General features: G+C 50.0%; 10 protein-coding genes. 4 read left to right on the plus strand and 6 right to left on the minus strand.

Annotated elements, in window-relative coordinates; translation table 11 throughout:
• Window positions 1-106 precede the first annotated feature (106 nt).
• Both GX117_13925 and GX117_13930 read left to right on the plus strand, forming a co-directional pair.
• Complete coding sequence (locus GX117_13925) at window positions 107-2,197, plus strand: carboxypeptidase-like regulatory domain-containing protein (protein ID NLO34428.1); 2,091 nt, start codon at window positions 107-109, stop codon at window positions 2,195-2,197.
• Window positions 2,198-2,305: 108 nt separating this feature from the next.
• The gene (locus tag GX117_13930) at window positions 2,306-3,088 is read left to right on the plus strand and encodes a hypothetical protein (GenBank protein NLO34429.1); all 783 of its coding nucleotides are present in this window, start codon (window positions 2,306-2,308) and stop codon (window positions 3,086-3,088) included.
• A 61-nt stretch (window positions 3,089-3,149) separates the two neighbouring features.
• On the opposite strand, the gene GX117_13935 is transcribed toward GX117_13930, so the two are convergent.
• The 6 genes from GX117_13935 to ilvD form a co-directional block, all read right to left on the minus strand.
• Window positions 3,150-5,837, minus strand: coding sequence for a hypothetical protein (locus GX117_13935; protein NLO34430.1), 2,688 nt, complete (start codon window positions 5,835-5,837; stop codon window positions 3,150-3,152).
• Window positions 5,838-5,921: 84 nt separating this feature from the next.
• The gene (locus GX117_13940; protein ID NLO34431.1) at window positions 5,922-7,571 is read right to left on the minus strand and encodes a hypothetical protein; all 1,650 of its coding nucleotides are present in this window, start codon (window positions 7,569-7,571) and stop codon (window positions 5,922-5,924) included.
• Window positions 7,572-7,775: 204 nt separating this feature from the next.
• Entirely contained in the window at window positions 7,776-10,091 is a 2,316-nt protein-coding gene (locus tag GX117_13945; GenBank protein NLO34432.1) for a hypothetical protein, read from the minus strand.
• 113 nt (window positions 10,092-10,204) lie between these two features.
• Entirely contained in the window at window positions 10,205-10,543 is a 339-nt protein-coding gene (locus GX117_13950; protein NLO34433.1) for a PilZ domain-containing protein, read from the minus strand.
• 332 nt (window positions 10,544-10,875) lie between these two features.
• Entirely contained in the window at window positions 10,876-12,600 is a 1,725-nt protein-coding gene (gene ptsP / locus GX117_13955; GenBank protein ID NLO34434.1) for a phosphoenolpyruvate--protein phosphotransferase, read from the minus strand.
• Between the two features lie 171 nt (window positions 12,601-12,771).
• Window positions 12,772-14,442, minus strand: coding sequence for a dihydroxy-acid dehydratase (ilvD, locus tag GX117_13960; protein NLO34435.1), 1,671 nt, complete (start codon window positions 14,440-14,442; stop codon window positions 12,772-12,774).
• 343 nt (window positions 14,443-14,785) lie between these two features.
• Here ilvD and GX117_13965 point away from each other — a divergent pair, with 343 nt between their 5' ends.
• Window positions 14,786-16,381 (plus strand): glycosyltransferase family 39 protein, encoded by a 1,596-nt coding sequence (locus GX117_13965; protein NLO34436.1) that lies wholly within the window; start codon window positions 14,786-14,788, stop codon window positions 16,379-16,381.
• A complete protein-coding gene (locus GX117_13970) occupies window positions 16,366-20,037 on the plus strand; it encodes a hypothetical protein (GenBank protein ID NLO34437.1) in 3,672 nt (1,223 codons plus the stop codon). The genes GX117_13965 and GX117_13970 overlap by 16 nt, the downstream gene beginning before the upstream one ends.
• The last annotated feature ends 31 nt before the right edge of the window (window positions 20,038-20,068 follow it).

Below are 20,068 nucleotides of genomic sequence, written 5' to 3' on the forward strand. Positions count from 1 at the left end.
AATTCGTCGGATTTTTCAGGGAGAACCGGAAGCATACCGAGTCATCATTGAGCGATATCAACCTTTGGTTTACGCGGTTGCACTGGCGTGCACCGGAAATCTGGATATGACTGACAAGGTAGTGGTGGAAACCTTTGAAGAAGGGTACGGTCGGCTCGTCGCCTTGACAGAACCGGGCAAGCTGGGGTTCCTTTTGTGTTCCATTGCAGAAAAATATGCGGAACAATTTACCTTCAAACGTATTCCCAATTGGAACAAACCCCGTTTTCGTGAAAGCTCAGAAAACGCAGTGGACTTGTCATGGGTTCAAACGGAACTCATCGAACCCTTAAACGAAGAATTGGGCTCTTTCACTTCCCAAGAGAAACAAGGTATTTTACTTAACGCCTTTTGCGGGCTCAACGCGGCTCAAATTGCCCAAGTTTTAAAAATAGACAAGAAAGAGGCTGCGGAAGATCTTGCTCGGACCCGTGAGAATGTGGAAAAGGCGCTGTTAAAAGAAGTGGTCAAGGCGCTGAAACACGAAGTCAACAACAAAGAGCGTCTATTGAGCATAGCCGGTCGAATTGGCGGCCCTGAAGTAGCCGCTCAGATGGCTGACAAGACCAAGCTCGGCAAAGCCAAAGTTAAACTGCTGCCCCTCTTTTTGACGGTTGTCGCCCTGTTTGTAGTGGGAATCTCAGGCCTATTTATTTATCAGGTTGTTCAGCGAATGCCGGGCACGACAGGTGACGTACAGCAAGCCGTCGTACAACAGGAATCTGAAGGAGCTGAAGCAGCGCCGGCAGATGAGGGACGCAAAACACCGGCTCCGCCCCCTTCCAATTATGCGATAAAGGGCCGTGTCGTTGATGAACGTTTTTCTACCGACGGAATCGCAGGTATCACGGTTGAAACCTCCGGGCAAAAAGCGGAGACCGACTTTTACGGCGCTTTCGAAATCCGAGGTATTGCGCGGGGTGAGCATGCTGTTACCTTGCGTGTCGGTGACCGTGTTGTTAAAAAGGATGTGCGGCTCAATACGGAAAAAGAGAATGCGCCGATCGATATCCGTCTGGATGATAATATCCCTGCTCGTTTCCATTTCCATGGGCGCGCCTTTGATCGTCAAACGGGTCGCGCACTGACTGAATTTGAAGTGGCCGCATGTAAAGACTTCCCTGAAATGCTGCAGCCTTATGTGATCGAAAAGTTATTCATACCGCAAAAACAATCGGAAGGAATGATCCATGAACGCTTTGTGGCACTGGGCGATTATACGGTCTATGTTCGCGCCCGAGGCTATGCCCCCTTACCGGTAGAATTTTCCATTGATGAAAAATGGGACGGTCAACAAATTTACGACTTCCCTCTGTACCGTGCGACCGGTTTGAAAGCGGTGGTTTACGGCTCTAATGAACTGTCCTTGGAAGGAGCCTATTTTATCCCCCGTTATGGAACTCAACGGGGTGTTGCCATGGACAAGGTGGATTATGGCCGTACCAACTCTATGGGGCGACTGGAATTGTACACGCTGCCTGTGGGCATTCAATCGTTTTATATTGCCCATCAAGAAGAAACAGCCCGCGCCATTGTCGATTTAGAGCCGGGAAAAATACAAGAAATCGTCGTAGAATTCCCGCGAAAAGGCGCGTTGACCGGAGACATTACCTTATTTGGCCGACCTACAAAATTCAATGATTTCCGAAGGCAGGCTACCGGAAGTATGCTGGATCTGAGTAAGAATCTGAATTATAACGCTCCCGGTCAATACGAAATTACCTTGACGCCGGAGCCTGTCTTTATCTGCGGAACGGTAACGCCTTCCGGTCCGGCCCAATGGTTCTCTTGGTCCATGAAAAAACATGTCACGATTAATGCAAGCGCAGTAACATGGCTTGATTTTAATTTTAACAGCGGCAGCGCTGTTTTAAATGGAAACATTAATCTGTCAAACACTTCGAATCGCGTGGTATATGCGGAAGTCAGCCTCAATCATGAAGAAGGTACTGACAGCATTTATTACAATCTGAGCGGTCCCGGCAGTTTCCAGTTGACAGACATCAACTATGGTTCCGGTTCTTTGACTATTTATGCCGCATCACAACGCCAGAACGCCTCCGATTTCGAGACGGCTCGGGGGCTTATGGACAAACAAACCAAAACCTTCGAATTGAGCGATAAAAAGAAATCCGCCTATTTGGATTTCACGCTGTAACTTTAATGCAATCTCAAAGATGCATCGAATTAAGACGATACCGGACGTTGTTTCTGTAGATACACGCGCTATGTGGTAACAAATTCTTTATCGGCAACAATATTCTCTATGAAATCAAAACGTAGAAATAGCTCAGCCTACCTGCTGTCCTTTCTCATTGCGCTCTTCAGCCCCTTTCTTCTGGTTGCCGAAGAGCAGCTTACCGTTACGGAAGGGAGAGAGACCGTCACAGAACAGGCGCAGGAACCTTTAAAAGAGACTGTAGTATTGCTTCAGGGTATGGGTCGCGGCCGCGCTTCTCTATGGGTGCTCGATACGCGCCTGCGCAAAGAAGGCTTTAATACAGTGACCTTTCCCTATATAGCGCGCAATGACTCTATTGACGAACTTGCTTCTCAGTTGTGCAGTTTCTTGGAAACAGAACTCCACGGCGCGCCCTACCATTTAATCGCCCACTCCCTCGGCAATATTATTATTCGCGCCGCCTTTCGCGAAGGACTACCCGAAGGATTGAAACGCATTGTCATGCTCGCGCCGCCCAACCAGCCCGCTGATCTTGTCCGCGCCTTACGGGAAAATAAAATCTACCAGTGGTTTACGGGAGAAAGCGGCCAACAACTCGCCTCCGAAGAATTTTATAGTCAATTACCTATACCCGACGTGGCCTTTGGAATTATTGCCGGTACGCAAGGGCAAGACTTGAGATTAGATGAACCTAATGACGGGGTGATCCGCTGTGAACAAACAAAACTTGAGGGCATGACGGATTGGATCGCCGTAGAACAATCCCATAATTTCATTATGAACAGCAAAATCGTGGCAAGCCTCTGCGTCTCTTTTCTGGAACAGGGCCGCTTCGACCGAGCAATTTTGGAATCGGCAGAAGACTGAAGGATTCATAGAGGCCGCCATGGATCGGGTTCCCCCACACCCCTCGCCTGAGTGAAGCTACTCAGTCAGCCAATGCTTCTTGCCGGAAAGCGATTTCGTCAATCCTTATTCGTGCATCCTTAAAGTTGCAAGGATCAAAACGAAAGGTACCCAGCTTGCCGTGCCATCGCGGATGACGGGCTAGGTCTAAGACATAGTCGTGAAACTCCTCATCACGGAATAAGGCGAAGGATATACTTTGTGCTTCGGAAAAGCCGCCGTCACCGAAAGTCCAAAAGACCTGTGCCGTCGCATTTTCCGGCACGGATCCCTCAACGTTCATTCGGATATGTAACTTGTTGAAGCGTTGCGCCTGCAACTTGTTTAAAGAAATCGTCAGGGCAGGATCATTTGTGGAGGACTCAAAGCAAAGCATCCCCGAATCTGTACGGAGCGCGTGAATCCCCATGAGTACTGCCCAATCGTCTTGGCCCGTGTTAAAATCCCAAACATAGGTCATCGACCGCAGCGGAAAATCATAGGGGCCTAAACCCAAATCTCTCGGACCGAGATTTTGTGGGAAACTTTCTGATTGTTCAAGAGAAAATACTTCACGAACAGCTTCCAGCATACCAAATCCAAATTCGAGATTGGCTTCAATATAGCTGCCTTCGCCCCATTCATTTAACGGACCGAGAATAATCTCGTCTTGATCGTAGGTGTCACAATAGGCCTTTGCTTCTTGGAGCAGCGCTTTAAAGCCTTCCACACTGCGCCCCTGTAAGACCCGCGCGCTGGAGCCATGCCAAGGCCGCGAATCCCAGCCCGTATCAACCACAGGAATATAAGACAAGTTCCCGGATATGGCGCGTCTTTTTTCCAATGCCCCGGGAGCCGTGGCTACAACATCCTCAAATCGGCCCTGTGCCGGTGTAAGCGCGACTTTGTCCGCATCACCCCACTCATGATAGCTGGTTTGCCCGTAATAGCCTTCTCGGCTAAGAGCGGCGATCTCTTCTTTATTCATGGAATGTTGTAAGGAGACGAAAGAGATCCCCTTATACCCCGCCTCTTGCGCCATCACCTGTGCTTCCGTTAAAGCGTCGGCTGCAGCCTCGCTTCCGCCCAGATCGCTGCGAATCGCGACTGCATCCCAGATGTAGACAGCAGGCTTGCCGTCTGTCTGATAGTACCCGGGCAGTGAGAAATAGTTGTCGATCCATTCGCGTACAACGGCACGCCAGTCTTCCCGGGAATGCGTGTGTGGCGGATTATGATTCGCCCACATGATCGCCACTTGCAATTGATCTCGGTAGCGTGCCTTACGATAGGCATCGAACCAGTGCAGGAGATATTGTTTCCCTTCACACCAATACCAATCCACAAGGAAACAGGAAATGCCATTCTCTACCGCCCATTTGATTTGCCAATCTACACAGGCAGGCTTTCCTTCATCATAATAGCCTAATAGAGGTTTGCGCTGCGGCGCCGTGTCTCGTATACAGTCCCATTTCGCGACATTATCCCAACCCGGAAAATAATACGCTAAAATGCGCCGACTCGTTTTTATGGGCTGCGGCTCAGGAACATAGGGAGCGGAACCGAAAAAAGGCGTTTCAAAGCTGAGTACCGTTTCTGCTGCCGGGGAACCGCCCTCCTTTAAAGCAACAGGAAATGAGCCGGTCTCAGCGCTTTCCAGCGTCCAACGAAAATCCAAGGATTCTCCATGGGACAATCCTTTTATTTCCTCGTATTTCGGCCCATCTATGAGGCGGAGTTGCTCAGGAAGTATTAACTGCAGCGCACTCGGCATTACGCAGCCGGCACCGTGATTGACAAAACGCGCCATGAGCGTTTCCGCGCGCGCAGCACGATTTAAAGCGTTCTCAAATCCAAAATACCTAACGCGTAAATCCGGAGGCCCTTCCGGTTCAGCGCTAAGACGGATCCCTTGTAAATGAATATTTTCCGGCTCCGGCACTTCAAGACAAAGCCCCACTAAATGACCGCTCCACTGCGGATTTCCTTGTAACTCTAAAAGATACAGCGAGGAGCGGTTATCATCGGAAATATACAGCGTTTCTTTGCGGCATCCCGTCATGGCGGTTGTGGACCAACACAGGTTAAGGGTCGTATGGGCTGTGCTTTCCGCTTCAAGAATAAGCCACGCGGCATCTTGAACAGGCACATGCAGCGGCGGCGCCATCCATGTGTGCCCATCGTTGAAAGCATGCCAGCAGGGCGCCGTTGAAGTACTATTGAATTCCCATGTGAGCGTATCTTGGGTGGGCTGCGATTCCTCGGCGTCTAAGATAGCAATGGATGTGATTTCAAAGGCGGCACCCTCGTAGAGATCCAATCGTAATTGGCGGATCTGCTCTTCTTTGTGCCAGAAGGGAAAGATATATACTTCTTCTTGCTCCCCGCCTCGTATTGTGAAATCCGTTACTTTTTTAGCATCAAAACCGCCATGTACTCCCGAGGTGTCTGCGGTCCAATACAATTGCCCTGCCCCCCCTTTATCGGCGCGTATTTGTACGAGCACACACTGAGCGGCTTTCGCCGGGATCGCGAGCTTTGTACAGGTAAAGAAGGGATCCCAATCTACGGCTCGGGCTTTCAAACTGCCTTCGTCACAGGATACGTCAGTGAAATGTCCATTGGCGTGCCACCCTTCACAGGCGTCCGGCTTGGCGAAATCCCACTCATAATGAAGGGTATAATTCGTCGGAGTTACCACTGCCAACACGCTAAGAAGAAATGGAATCATGGGCATCTCCAAACGACAATTCGTCACGGACAGCCTATGCGCAGGCATGGGCTTACCATACTGGGGTTAATCGCCTATGGACGTTTATTGACCGGGAGCGCCGCCTTGCCCTTGGGCTTCAGCTGCAGCTTGGAGCGCCTGTTCATAACGAAGTTTTTCGACCTGAGCCTCTTCGACCTTCTTCTCGGACAGGGCGATAACTGCGTCTACATCTTTTGCCACATTCGGAGATTCGCTCACAGGAATGACGGCAACGATGCTAGGCACGTGCTGATAGCTTCCAATGGCAACGTCGAATTGTTTGGAATCGCGGGCGCGATCACCTTCATCAATGGCTTGGCTGGCGGCATCCAGCACTTCGTTGATCACGTCGGATATCTCACGTGTAAGCCGCCGTTTGTTCTCGTTCGCCTTCTCATATTGCGCCTTAAATTCATCATCGATGGCTTCAAAGAAACCAATTGCTTGACGATAGGTGCTGATGGCGTTGGCGAAATCGCTGGCTTCACGGAATCGGTTCGCTTCTTCATGAACACGTTCACCTGTGGCGATAATACTCAACGCCACTTCCAAGCGTGCATTGCGGTCTCGAATCGCCACGTTTGTGCTTTGAATATAAGAAGCGGCATCTTCGTTGGCGCGGTCGTAATTCAAAGCGTTGGTAAAGGCTTCCAAGGCGCTGTTTAAATCGGTTTCTTCAGCAGTGGGCAGTTCAAAGCGGTTGAGATAAAACTTTCCTTCCTCCATATAATGGCGGGAAAGTTTTCCGCCAATACGACGCCGATCTACATCGCCAAAGTCATATGCTTTTTTCCATTCTGCCACACCTCTCAGCTTAATGGTTTCGTCATCATTGGCATAAAAGATATCGCCAAGCCGTTCGTAGGCACTGGTGAGATGGGGATTCACTTTTTCAAAATTGAGGTAAACTTTTTCAACTTGAGGCATATTATTTTTTTCGTTGAGCAGATAGTCCATTTCATTGATAAAGTACATGGTCAAAGCACGCTCAGACGGTTGGGGCAACACAAAGTCTTTGACACTGGTGTCCATCTGCAACACCGTGTACCAGACGTCAGCAACAGCAACAACAGCACGCAAATAATAAGCACGTCCGCCTTGTTTCAAAAAGCCGTTGTAGTTCAAATGCGTACGGTTATAGTCGTGGGCGATCAAGCGCATGTCTTCCGTCATATAACTTCTTTTCTGCGCGAAATAGGGCTTCATCTCCCGTATGAAAATCCGCTTCTCTTGAATGGATTCAAATCCGTAACGGTCTACATTCGCTTCAATGTCCGCGATAATCTGACGCCGTAATTCTTTATCCGCATCTGTCCAGACAAAGCCATAAGGCAGCATCAGGTTTGCCGTCAGGGAAGCAAGCATCCCCATGCGATAGGCAAAATAGGCGGTGGGCACATAGTGCTGCACTTCCCGAAGTAATTGGATTTGCGTGGCAATGGCATCCATCACCTCCGCTTCATTAGATAGCGGAACTTCCGATGCAAGATGCTGCCAGCCTGCGCTGACTCCTGCCATCAGATCCCGTTCAAAGTTGGGTCCCACAATTCCGCCCGGACGGAAGGTGGACGGGAAACTGTCCTTGATAACTTGTAATGACATGGCGGCGATACTGCGCATCGCTCGCGGTCCCCAAGCATGTGCGTTGGAGGCTTGAACGCTCAAAATCAACAAAAACACCAGAATTACGTGAAAAAGGCCATGTTTACGCATGACAAATGTTCCTCATGACGCGACTCGCGCGCTGGTAAGGTTTCAATCCACTTCCCAATCAGGCCGCCGCAGCGAAAGCCGGTATTGCTCTTCCTATGAGTATAATTATATTCACCTTATCTAAATCAGGAAATAGGACTCCTGTACACATTACAAGTACATACTATTACTAGTAGAGAAAATAACACAAAATACACCAAAGTGTCAACTGTTTTTTACTGCAGAGTCATTTTCAGGCTCTGTTTTTGGCGGAGCACTTCCCAAAAGCAAGCGCACACCGAGCTTTAGATATTGGGAAATGATGGTACCAAGACGCCGGCCCATGAGCCAATAGCGGCGAGAATGTGCCTGCCGTGCATTTTTCATAAGGAAATTTTCAACCTGTTCGAAGACTTCCATGCTCCCGTCACCGTTGATAATTCCATGTCGAATACGTTCGAAAAGAGTCAATTGTTTTTCCGCGGTACCTATGCCCGCGAAAATATCTGGACCGCTTGAAGGATTCACGGTCGGATCTTTAGATGCCTGAATGACCAAAGACGGGATTTCAATCTGCAGCAATGATTCTGCTGTTACATTCATGACCGCCGTCAATTGCTGCACACCGGTAAGCGGATTTCGGGTGTAATTGATGTGCTTATTCTCAGGATCATTATCCACAAAGTCCCAAGCATAATGACTTTGCCCCAAACGCTTTAAGATGGAGTTGATAGATAGAATCGAAGGAACCAGACGGATGGAATAGTTCCGCACGTAAAGGGGTGCGCAGATGGCTACCACGGCGCCCAAAGCATTTTGTTTTCGGGCCGCAGCAATGAGGGCGAGGCATCCGCCCGTTGAGAAACCTGCCACCGACACATTGGACGTAATGGTTCTCAGAATTGCATAACCCCGATTCACGGAATTGTACCAATCGTCCCATTGCTTGCCGGCGAGGTCTTCGGGCGCTGTACCGTGACCGCTTAGGCGCACGCCGAAAACGGCAAAGCCGCAGCGGTAGAGATGATCCGCGAGGGCACGTACCTCCAAAGGTGCTGCCATATAGCCATGGGTAAGAACCACGCCTCCTTTGATCCGCCAGGGACATAACAAAAAGGGGCGGCCCACCCACGGCGGTTTACATTCTTGAGGAATATAAAAGCGTGCGTAATCTTGCTCGAATTTTTGGAGCTCCTGCTTCCACAAATAGCGTCGTAAAAAAGCTTTGACCACAAAATTAGGCGCCCACGCAACATAGCGCAACAGGTTCGCTTGGATTTGTGCCGCCTCATATTCGTTGACAATGACTTCGGGCGTCGCCTCTTCAGGCATAACATGAAATCCCGGCGGCGGCCGGAATCGATTCTTTGTCTTTCGATACCCCCATTCCAAAGACTCCAAATAACCCTGACTTACCGCCATGTCTAAAAAGCTTTGAAAGGCGGGATGCGGCTCATCATAAAGCAGCGTTTCACATTGATGCTCCAAATCAGGATGCAAATGGAGGGCGCGCCGGTGCACTTGAAGGAAGCTTAGGAAAATACGCTCACGATAGCTGCGCTCCGTGATCACGCGCCCTTCTAATTGATGATGGACAATGCCGGCAAAAAGATGATCAAGGTTAATGGTCACGCCGCCGTAGATCGTGCGCATGAACTGATCGGTTATCATGCGTGCAGCAAGCTGAAATTTTTCCCGTGGATTGGATTCCAAAGCCTCAAGATCATTAAGTCCACACGCCATCATGGAGGCATATTCAGGGGCTTCCAAAAGGGCGCTCACATCCAAAGGCTCTCCAAAGGTAATATCAATATCGGTGTCCTCGGCGAGCACGGTGCCTTCAACCGATAATTCGGCAAGGCTCCGATCGCTTAAATCAGCATTCAGATGTCTTGCAGCGCGCAAAAAGATATTGTCTCGGGCACGGATTGGATAATAGGTAATGTTCACCGGCACAATGACCGTTCGAACAGCGCTCACTTCGTCTACGGATTTGAGATCGAAGAGTGCCAGAGCTCGTTCAATATCCTCTTTTTGACCGCGTTCTTCAAGGCACTGAAATTTCGCACGATAGAAAGCACTGCGCAGGGCCAGCGCAGCGGCGCCGGTACGGGGCGGGCGGAACCGGTGACCATCAAATATTTCCAAACCGCCATTTTTAGAGATGACCTCTTTATTTTTGATCATAGCCCCTTCGGGGAAAATGATCCACGGATGATCACCGCGCAAGAGCGACCGAATAATGATCTTATCGCGGTCGGGGTCTTCGGTGGATAGGGAGCCGGTCGCTTTCAAATACTGACCAATGCGCCCTTGAAAAAGTTCCCCTGAAGCCAGAGACCAAGGGGTGACCCCCATATGCTGATGAAGAACGTAAGGAAGTAATAAGGTCTCAAGGCGTGTAAAATGGTTGGCGACGAATATGACCGCCATGTCCGGATCGATAACGTCAATATTATGAAGGCGTACATTTGCCTTGATCAATTTTGACGCAAGATCGAGAAGCCACTTGGTCACCTGCAGCGCAATGGAAGCAGCCATCAGTACACCGCCTTAATCACGTCAGTACCACTCCTTCATTTCAGGCGTTTTACTCCTGTCTTTCCATCACCTGTACGGCTATAAACCGGTACATTAATGTCGGGCAAAGCCTATTACGCCACAGTTCCATTCGTAACAGAGTACTCAATTTGTTTCAACAGCGTTTCGATCCGTTTCGTTTGTGAAGCGTCGAAAGCAATGGCGAAACCCAAGTCATCAAAGCGGGAAACCTCTCCTCTACACATAACCGCTTGATGACCCAAACAAAGGGGAATGAGGTAAACGCGCACACGGAGACCTAACGGAAGGAATCGCTCGGTTTCAAAAAACAAACCGGTCGAACTGATGTTTTCCGTGTTGCCTTCCAACAAAACGCCGCTGTCCAAACGCACTTCCACACGCATGGGAATACCATGACGAAGTTCTTTGCGTCTCTCTAAGTTCATTGCCATATTTTCCTCCTTGCATAGGATGCAGTCAACCATACCCAAAGAGTCCTGCAGGCAACCGTCATTTATCCAGCACCCTCTATCATACCTTTATTTGTCTAAAAAGTCCAGTATTTTTTTTGTGCCGGTACTCAAAAGCGGCTTCTAAGGATGATTTATATCGATCTTGTTCAAATCTATAGGTTAAAACGAAAAGACAAATAATTTTGTTACAGCGCTCGAAAAAAAACAACTTTCATCTCATTATGTCAAGGGAATCGCTACGCGACGCAATGATATCACCGTCTCAGATGGGGGCGTGAGCTGATTCAAAAGGGAGGGACCTCTGCTGCGACTTATAGTTCCGACGCTAAGGCGGGCAGGCTGCGTTTGGCGATAATACGGGCTAAGCCGATTCGTCGGGGACTGACGCTGACGCTGCGTATACCGCAATCAATAAGCTTGGCTAAGTGGCGGGGCTGTCCCGCAACTTCACCGCAAATGGAAAGCTCTTTTCCCGTCGCTTGAGCGGCGGCAACTACATGGGAAATGGTGTGCCAAAAGGCGGGGTGTTTGGCGTCATAATCATCGGCAACCAGACTATTGTCTCGATCCACTGCCAAGAGATATTGGATAAGATCATTGGAACCGATACTGCCAAAATCAGCAACTTTTAAAATGCTGTCAGCGCATATGCAAGCGGCAGGCACTTCACACATGACACCATTCCGAATTTCACCGCATTCGAGATGGGCGATGCTCTGCAGGAAAAAGGCACGGAGCCGCAAAAACTGCTGCTCACTAATTATCATGGGATACATCACCTGAACCGGTCCATGGACAGAGGCGCGTGCAATGGCGCGCGCTTGCACAGCCAAGAGTTCGGGGTGTCCCAACAAAACACGGGCGCCGCGATAGCCCAAGGCAGGATTTTCCTCACGGGGCAAACTTAAGAAGCGCGCCGCCTTATCGCCTCCGAGATCGGCAAGACGCAAGGAGATAGGCCGTCCGTTCATTGCTTTGATCACGGCCGCGTAACGCTCATACTGTTCGTCCTCCGTAAGGATGCGGTCGTGTACGATGAACTCAAATTCGGTGCGATACAAGCCGATACCCTCCGCTCCCATTTCATCGGCGAATCGTGCTTCATCGACAGAATTGATATTGGCCAACACTTTAAATCCGTCAACAGGCGCGACGGTCTTGAACCGCACATCGGCCTTCTTTTTCAGGGTCGGATAGAGTTTCAAGGTGGAAGCCTGAGGATTGATAATGATCTCCCCTGTGGCACCATTCATCAGAACCGTATCGCCGGACTTGATATGGTGCAAAAGATTTTGCACGCCACAGACGGCAGGAATACCCAAGCTGCGCGCGAGAATGGCAACATGTGAATTGGGACCGCCATGTTCCGTAACGAATCCCGCCGTACTCGAAAGATTTAAAGATAGGGTCTCGCCGGGAAGGAGCTCTTCAATCACAACAATGGTGGGCTCTTGATCCCCATCTTTTTCTTGCATGGCCGCTTCGGTCTTTTCCCCACGGCTTTTAAAGAACATCGTCAAAATACGGCGGCGCACCTCGCCAATATCTGAAGCCCGATCCTTGAGATAGGTATCTTCCATGGCGAGGAATCGCGCTTCGAAAGAATCGAGCACCTCCACACATGCCGCTTCCGCATTGATCGCTTTCGTGTGTATGATTTTGGAGGTTTCGTCGTAAAGCATCTCATCAAGGATGATCATCTTTTGCGCTTGGAAAATGGTCGCGTGAACAGGTCCCACCCGCTTTTGCGCGAGATCAATGACTTCATCCAAGGCTTCAGCGGCTAAATCCAGATGTTTGCGCAAGCGTGCCAATTCCTGAGGCATCTCGCTTTTTTTCACCGTGTACCGCGGCGTATAGCTCTCATTATCTCGGACAATTACTCGAACCGGACGGCAGACAATGCCGTCGCTGATCGGTGTTCCTGCCAATCGCCGCTCTTTCAATTGTATATGGTGTTGTTTTTTTGCTGGCACTAGATTATCGCGGTTCGGCCGCGTCCATTCCGATTGATGCTTCTTTGGGCTCCTCGCCACACACATTAGCTTCTGTGTTGATGATTGTACTCATCTTGATAAAAGACCGCATCCCCTGTGCAGCGCTCGACGTGCACAGGAGAACGCGTGTCTATGACAACAAAACCGGCGCCTGCGAAACATCCGATCTCTCGACGTTCACCTAAGGACACAGATGGAATTGTTGATAGGTTATTTTAATACAGCGCCTGTATTCGCGCTCGTTACAAACTGTTGGTATCGCTTGAGCCATCCACTCAATTGGCGATCCGGCGCGGCAGGGCGATCCTTTTCGCGAGCCGCCAATTCGTCATCGCTCAGTTTCACATTCAGCGTACGCGCCGGAATATCGATCTCAATGGTATCTCCATTTTTCAAAAGGCCGATAGGTCCGCCGGCGCTCGCTTCCGGACTGACATGACCGATGCATGCGCCCCGTGTTCCGCCGGAAAAACGCCCGTCCGTGATCAAGCTCACGCTCGTACCGAGTCCGGCGCCCATAACCGCCGAGGTTGGCGCGAGCATTTCGCGCATCCCCGGTCCGCCTTGGGGACCTTCAAAGCGAATGATAATCACATCGCCCGCCTTAACGCCGCCTTCCAAAACGGCATGCATGGCGTCTTCTTCGTTCTCGAAGATTACTGCGGGACCGGTGTGTTTTAAAATAGCAGGATCCACGCCGGCTTCCTTGACCACAGCGCCTTCCGGCGCAAGATTACCGTAAAGTACAGCAAGGCCGCCTGTGGGGCTGTAAGGCTCATTAATGGTCTTAATCACTTCTAAATCGGTGGAACGGATGTCGCCTACATTTTCCGCAATGGTCTTTAGGGTTACGGTTTTACAATTAGGATGGATGATGCCGTCACGCTGCATCAGCTCACCCAAAATCGCCATGATGCCTCCCGCACGTCCGACATCCTCAATATGCCATTTATAGGAAGGGGACACCTTACAGACGTTGGGAACCCGCGCGCTGACTTCGTTGAGCCGCGCCAAAGGATAGGATACGCCCGCTTCCTGGGCAATGGCGAGGGTATGCAAAACGGTATTCGTGGAACCGCCCATGGCCATGTCCAAGGCAAAAGCGTTATCGATGGATTCAGGAGTGACCACGTCTCTGGGCCGCAAATCAGCCTTGAGAACCTCCAGCAGCTGTTTGGCAGCACGGCGTACGAGATCACGGCGTTCGTCACTGTCGGCAAGAATGGTGCCGTTACCGGGCAAGGCGATTCCCAACGCCTCACAGAGGCAATTCATGGAGTTTGCAGTGAACATACCGGAACAAGACCCGCATCCTGGACAGGCTTTGCATTCCAATTCTTCCAGTTCGGCATCAGTCATTTGACCGTGTTTGTGCTTGCCCACCCCTTCAAAGACGGTGATCAGGTCGGCGGCGTTTCCATCGTCGAGTTTCCCCGCACGCATGGGTCCGCCTGAAACGAAGACCGTGGGGATATTGCAGCGCATGGCGCCCATGAGCATGCCGGGCGTGATTTTGTCACAATTGGGGATGCACAACATGGCGTCAAACTGATGGGCTTTGATCATGGATTCAACACTGTCCGCGATTAGCTCTCGCGACGGCAAGCTATATTTCATGCCGCTGTGGCCCATGGCGATGCCGTCGCAAATACCGATGGTATTGAATTCAAAAGCGATGCCGCCCGCCTCTTCAATCGCCGCCTTGGCGATTCTGCCAAATTCTGCCAAGTGAACATGACCGGGAACAATTTCAGTGAAACTGTTACAAATAGCGATAAAGGGTTTCTTAAAATCTTCTTTAGCCTTTACCTGTCCGGTTGCATATAACAAAGAACGGTGCGGAGCGCGTTCAAAACCATCTTTCATAATCGTGCTGCCCATCAATGAATCTCCTATAAGATCTGATTATTTAGAATTGCGAGGAAAGAACACTTCAACAGTGTACATCGTCTGTAAAGTATACGACCAGCCTCTGTGACATTCAAATCACTGTGCGTTGCCGGTCTCCGGGATCAAGGGTCAATAGTTAAAATGAAGATAAAAAGACCCCTCAACCAAGGATGGTATCTACACCTGTACTTTATAAGAACAAATCGGAACGTCTTTTTGTTCGCCGCCGAAAGAAATAAGTTATGCTCTCTATGAGCGGCTCCGAAGAATGGCCGGTCTATCCGTCATTTACGGTCGTTAAATTTTTGTATTCGATTTGGGTATAATCAAGATCATGTGCCCCTTATCAAACACGCAACACGAGACAAAAGAATCTAAAATCGCTCAATGCTTCGGCTCAAAGGCGCTGCCGTATTGGGCGCTGTTTTTCTTTGCGTTGACGGTTCGTATACTGCACCAGACGCTGATCAGCCAATCAGATCCCATGTACGGATTCTTATTACAAGGCGGCGATAACTACACTTACGACCGATGGGCAAATGAAATCGCTCAGCAATTTTGGCTGGGATGGGATCGCATCCCTTTTTTTCACGGCCCCTTATATCCCTACTTTCTCAGCCTCATCTATTTGCGCTTCGGCCATAAACATGACCCCGCCGCATGGGCACAACGCCTTGTCGGCTCCATAACGGTCGTACTAATCTTTTATCTTGCACGCCGCATTTTTGGTAAAAAAGCAGGCTGGTTTGCAGGTAGTGCCGCAGCCCTGTCTCCCTTGTCCCTCTTTTACGAAGGGGAGTTGCTCGTGGAAACGCTTATGCTTTTCGTACACCTATCCACCTTGTGTATTTTAGTGGAGGCAGCGAAGCAAAAGCGATTCAAGTGGTGGCTCTTCGCGGGCCTTATCCTCGGCATCAGCTGTGTGGGTCGGCCCAACACGCTGCTCCTAGTCCCTTTTATCTTCCTTTGGATTATCGCCTTGGATCAAGGCAATTGGAAACGACGCATCTTCTCCGCCTTGCTTTTCCTGATCATGACCGCGGCAGTTATCGCTCCCGTTACGCTAACAACAGCCCTCGTGGGCAAACGTTTTTTCCTGGTCACCTACAGCGGAGCTTACAACCTCTATATAGGCAATGCACCCGATGCCATCGGCGTATTTTTTACGCCGCCGTCGATGAAAGAGATTCGTGAGGCAGAGGAAAAGGAAGACATTGATATTAACTGGCGCGGCTATCTCCTCGACGCGTGGAAGAAAGATCCCTTGCTGCTGCCGCGAAAGCTGGCGTTGAAAACGCTTCTATTTTTCCAAAGCGGTGAACTGCCCTGCGACGTGAACTTTTATTTACGACGTCCCTTTTCCATCTTTTATCATTCCCCCTTCCGCTGGGCCTTTATTGCGCCTCTCGGCATAATCGGATTGATCCTGGCTTTTTTCAAAAAAGCCTATGCGCGAATAGAGGATGGAAGATTCATCCTTGCCGCCTATTTACTTCTTTATGCCGCCAGCGTGATTCTTGTGTTTGTGCCGGGACGTTTACGCATGCCCGCATTCGCCATCCTACTCATCTTTGCAGGATACGCTTTCGCCCTGAGCCTCGAAGGGCTTTGGAAGGGCATACGCACCAAGTCGGCGCGCTCCTTTATCGCGCCCGGTTTGGCTGTTCCCCTTCTGTGGGTCTTGTTGGCTTTCGCGTTGCGCAGTCCCACAGATACCATGCTCATCCGATGGAATGATTATTTTAATATGGGCAGCGCCTGCGAAATGAATTATAACTATCCCCTAGCCTTGGATTATTATGAACAAGCCCATGAACGGGCGCAAGGCTTGGTATCTTTAGAAGAGATTTGTAATAATTTGCGTGAACGTATTGAACAACAAACTCGTAAGGAGGAGGAGCCTAACGAGACGCAATGTTTCAACAATTAACGACGGAAAGACACCCTAAAAGAAGCAGTCCAATTGCCGTGACCGCCTTTATCGCGGCGGCTTTGTTCTTTATCTGTTACAGCGGCGCAGTAGTTTCACATTGGATGGTAGACGATGCCTTTATCTCTTTTCGCTATGCGGCGAATTGGGCCGCCGGATTTGGCCCCGTCTATAATCCCGGCGCCGCCCCGGTGGAAGGATACACCAATTTCATGTGGTTGGCATTGCTCGCATTGGGAGCCCGCCTGTGCGGCGATCCTGTGTCACTGGCTCGGCTGCTGGGAGGCGCTGCCGGGCTATTAACCTTGTTACTGCTCTATTATTCGCATCGTCTCATCCGCGGATTGGATCGCAGCGTGTCTGTTATAGCGGCGCTCTTACTCGCCACCTGCTGCCTATTTCTGCCTTGGCCTTTAAGCGGTATGGAAACGACGCTCTTCGGGCTCTTGCTGAGCTTGTCTTTGTTGCTTCACTTTTCCACCCTCGGAGAGCGGCCTTCTCGAAAACGATTATTGCTTTTGGGCATGATCCTTGCCCTTACGGCAATGACGCGGCCCGAAGGTTTCTTGGTAGCCGCCTTAGTGCTCGCTGATCAGACTTTAGAGAGTCTCTTAAAAAAACGCTGGCAGGTCTTTTTTGTGTGCCTCGCCTTCTTGCTGTTCTTTCTGCCTTGGTTCTTTTGGCGCTGGTCTTACTATGGCGCCCTTCTTCCCAATACTTTTTACGCGAAGGTAGGCGTGTCTGAAGCGCAGACTCGCCGGGGCTGGCAATATTTTTGGCGCATGTACAAGCCGGCACGGTTTTTGATCATGGCCGCTATGGCCGCTGTCTTAGTGCCGTGGGTATGGCTGCGCCGGCTGGCGCGCTATTATCTGCTCCCGCTGCTGCTGCTTTTATATACGGTCTATATCATCCGTGTAGGCGGTGACGGTCTTCCCGCTTTCCGTTTTTTTGCGCCCCTCGCCGCGCCCTTGTGTCTGCTTGCCGCCCTTGGCATTCGAAGAATCATTCCTTATCGTCCCGTTACGGTATGCCTCCTTGCCTTTCTTTTAATGACCAATCTCTATCAAGCCTTTAGTCATCCTGAATGCTATAACCATGTTAAGCAGGGCGATTATGTGCATACCAAGGGGACGCTTGTGGGGCAATGGCTGCGCGACCACGCGCCCGAAGGCATCACCCTCGCCACGAATACTGCAGGAACCATTCCCTATTATTCGCGATTAAAGACCGTGGACATGCTGGGCTTAAACGATGCTCATATTGCGCGTAAAACCATCGGAACCATGGGTCAGGGCTATGCCGGACATGAAAAAGGAGATGGCGCATACGTATTAAGCCTCAAGCCAGATCTCATTCAATTTTCGTCTTCCAGCGGCAGTGAACGCCCCTCTATTGAATTTATCGGCGATCAAGAAATTTTCAGAGATCCCGCCTTCAAAAAAGACTATCGTTTAAAAGAATTTGAAATGAGCGATGGCAGTCCGCTCTTCCTCTATGTACGCGAAGACTCCCCCTTTCTCAGAGAGGAGGAAGATCTCCTCTTTGATGATTTTGAATCGGGCAGCTACGAGAACTGGAAGATTGAAGGCGACTGTTTCGGCAACAGCCCCGTTATCGGCACGCTCCCCGGACAGCGGCCTCTGCAAGGCTACACAGGGGAACGACTGATCAATACGCTGGATGGCAACGTGCAATCAACGGGCATCGCCCTGTCCAACAGCTTTGTGATCAGCCACAATTATATTCAGTTTCTTCTGGGCGGCGGATTTCATCCTCATGAAACCGTCATAAGCCTGCTCGTCGACGGCGAGGCAGTTCTGAGCAAGACGCCGAAGAGCAGCAATATTTTGTTGCCTGAATCGTGGCAAGTATCGCAATGGCTGGGTCGGGAAGCACAAATCGAAATCAAAGATCTCGCCACGGGCAAACGGGGATTCATTCTTGTTGATCAGATTGTCTTCAGCAATACGAATCGGTCGGCAGCACACTACGCACGACGTTATACCCATGCGCGCTTCGGTTTCTTGCCCTGGCTCCTTTTGGGCGCAGGCATTTGGATAAGCTACGCATTAAGACGCCGTACGCCATTGCACGTATCAGAAAAACTTCTGCCTTGGGTCGTGCTCCTATTCTTTGTCGTCCTCTACCGAACGGCTTGGGTCTGTGATGACGCGTGCATCTCCATGCGTACTGTCCACAACTTCACCAATGGTCTTGGTCTCACATGGAATATTGGCGAACGGGTCCAAGCATACACCCACCCGTTGTGGATGTTTCTTGTTTCCGCTGTCTATTATTTCTCTCAAGATCTCTATCTCACCTTGATCGTGCTCAGCATGGTTACTTCCCTCATTGCTCTTTGTATGGCAGCGTGGTGGGTAGCACCGCGCTCAGGCATTGCCATCGCCGGCTTATTGATACTGATGTTTTCCCGAGCCTTCACCGATTTTTCTTCCTCAGGTCTTGAAAATCCGCTTGCCCATTTACTTCTTGCAGTCTTTATGATTCTCTATTTGCGTATACAATGGACACCGGCACTATTGTTCTTTTCGACGCTCGTCGCCTCGCTCATTGTACTGACGCGCATGGATCTTTCCCTATTAGCAGCGCCTGCTGTGTTGTGGATGTGGCTGAGTTTGCGCGATAAAAAATCAACGGCACTCCTCATCCTCGCCGGTATGCCCGTCGTGTTATGGATCCTTTTCTCCCTCATTTATTATGGATTTCCATTCCCGAATACGGCCTATGCCAAACTTGGCTCCGGCGTCGACCACAAATTATTGATGCAGCAATCAATTCGCTATTACATGCATTGCTGGAGCAAAGACCCGGGCACTTTGATCGTGATTGTTTTAGGCGCTGTCACTCCTTTCATCCTACGAAAAGAAAAATACGCCATCCTTTCCATCGGAATTATTTTGTATTTGATCTATATTGTGCGCATCGGCGGCGACTTCATGGGAAATCGTTTTTTTGCGGCTCCCTGTTTTTTGGCTGTGTTAATTCTTATGCGGATGGCGAAACGCTTTCGCAGCTACACATGGGTTCCTGTTGTATGCGGCATTATATTGATTAGTTCTTATATGCCCCACGTCCCCCTCTTCTCCGACGCTGCCTTTGGCAGTAAATGGGAAAGTCCGATCAGCCGCTATGGCATCTGTAATGAACGCCAATATTATTATAATTGCACGGGACTTCTCCATTGGCGTCCGGAAAAAATCATGCCGCGCGAGAATTGGGGTATGAGCATTATCCAATACGCCATGCTGGATGTCCCCCTAATTCGAATGTATCCCATGATCGGTTTTCAGGGGTACTTTAGCGGGCCCAAAACCATTCTTATTGATCCCCTCGCACTGAGCGATCCGCTGTTATCGCGATTGCCCGCCATAAAGACGCAAGAACTGCGTATCGGCCACATGGAACGTCATATTCCTGACGGCTATTTGGAGACGCGCTTCACCGGCAAAAATCTTTTGAAAGATCCGCAGTTAGCGGCGTTTTACGACAAACTGTACCTGTTAACCCAAGCGCCCCTCTTTACCAAAGAAAGATGGAAAACCATTGTCAACATGCAGCTTAAGCGTTACGACCATTTGATCGACTGGGAATTCTATAAAGATCAAATGCCTGATATGACTTTGCTCGAATAATTCCGATCAGGCCTGAAACAAATCGAAGGTA

The organism is Candidatus Hydrogenedentota bacterium (genome assembly GCA_012523015.1).
Lineage (GTDB): Bacteria > Hydrogenedentota > Hydrogenedentia > Hydrogenedentales > CAITNO01 > JAAYBJ01.

Excerpts from the sequence above, each read along its gene's own strand:
- GX117_13970 (NLO34437.1), top strand. The coding sequence starts at position 16,366 with ATGTTTCAACAATTAACGACGGAAAGACACCCTAAAAGAAGCAGTCCA.
- GX117_13965 (NLO34436.1), top strand. The coding sequence starts at position 14,786 with ATGTGCCCCTTATCAAACACGCAACACGAGACAAAAGAATCTAAAATC.
- GX117_13945 (NLO34432.1), bottom strand. The coding sequence starts at position 10,091 with ATGGCTGCTTCCATTGCGCTGCAGGTGACCAAGTGGCTTCTCGATCTT.
- GX117_13950 (NLO34433.1), bottom strand. The coding sequence starts at position 10,543 with ATGGCAATGAACTTAGAGAGACGCAAAGAACTTCGTCATGGTATTCCC.
- ilvD (NLO34435.1), bottom strand. The coding sequence starts at position 14,442 with ATGGGCAGCACGATTATGAAAGATGGTTTTGAACGCGCTCCGCACCGT.
- GX117_13935 (NLO34430.1), bottom strand. The coding sequence starts at position 5,837 with ATGATTCCATTTCTTCTTAGCGTGTTGGCAGTGGTAACTCCGACGAAT.
- GX117_13925 (NLO34428.1), top strand. The coding sequence starts at position 107 with ATGACTGACAAGGTAGTGGTGGAAACCTTTGAAGAAGGGTACGGTCGG.
- GX117_13940 (NLO34431.1), bottom strand. The coding sequence starts at position 7,571 with ATGCGTAAACATGGCCTTTTTCACGTAATTCTGGTGTTTTTGTTGATT.
- GX117_13930 (NLO34429.1), top strand. The coding sequence starts at position 2,306 with ATGAAATCAAAACGTAGAAATAGCTCAGCCTACCTGCTGTCCTTTCTC.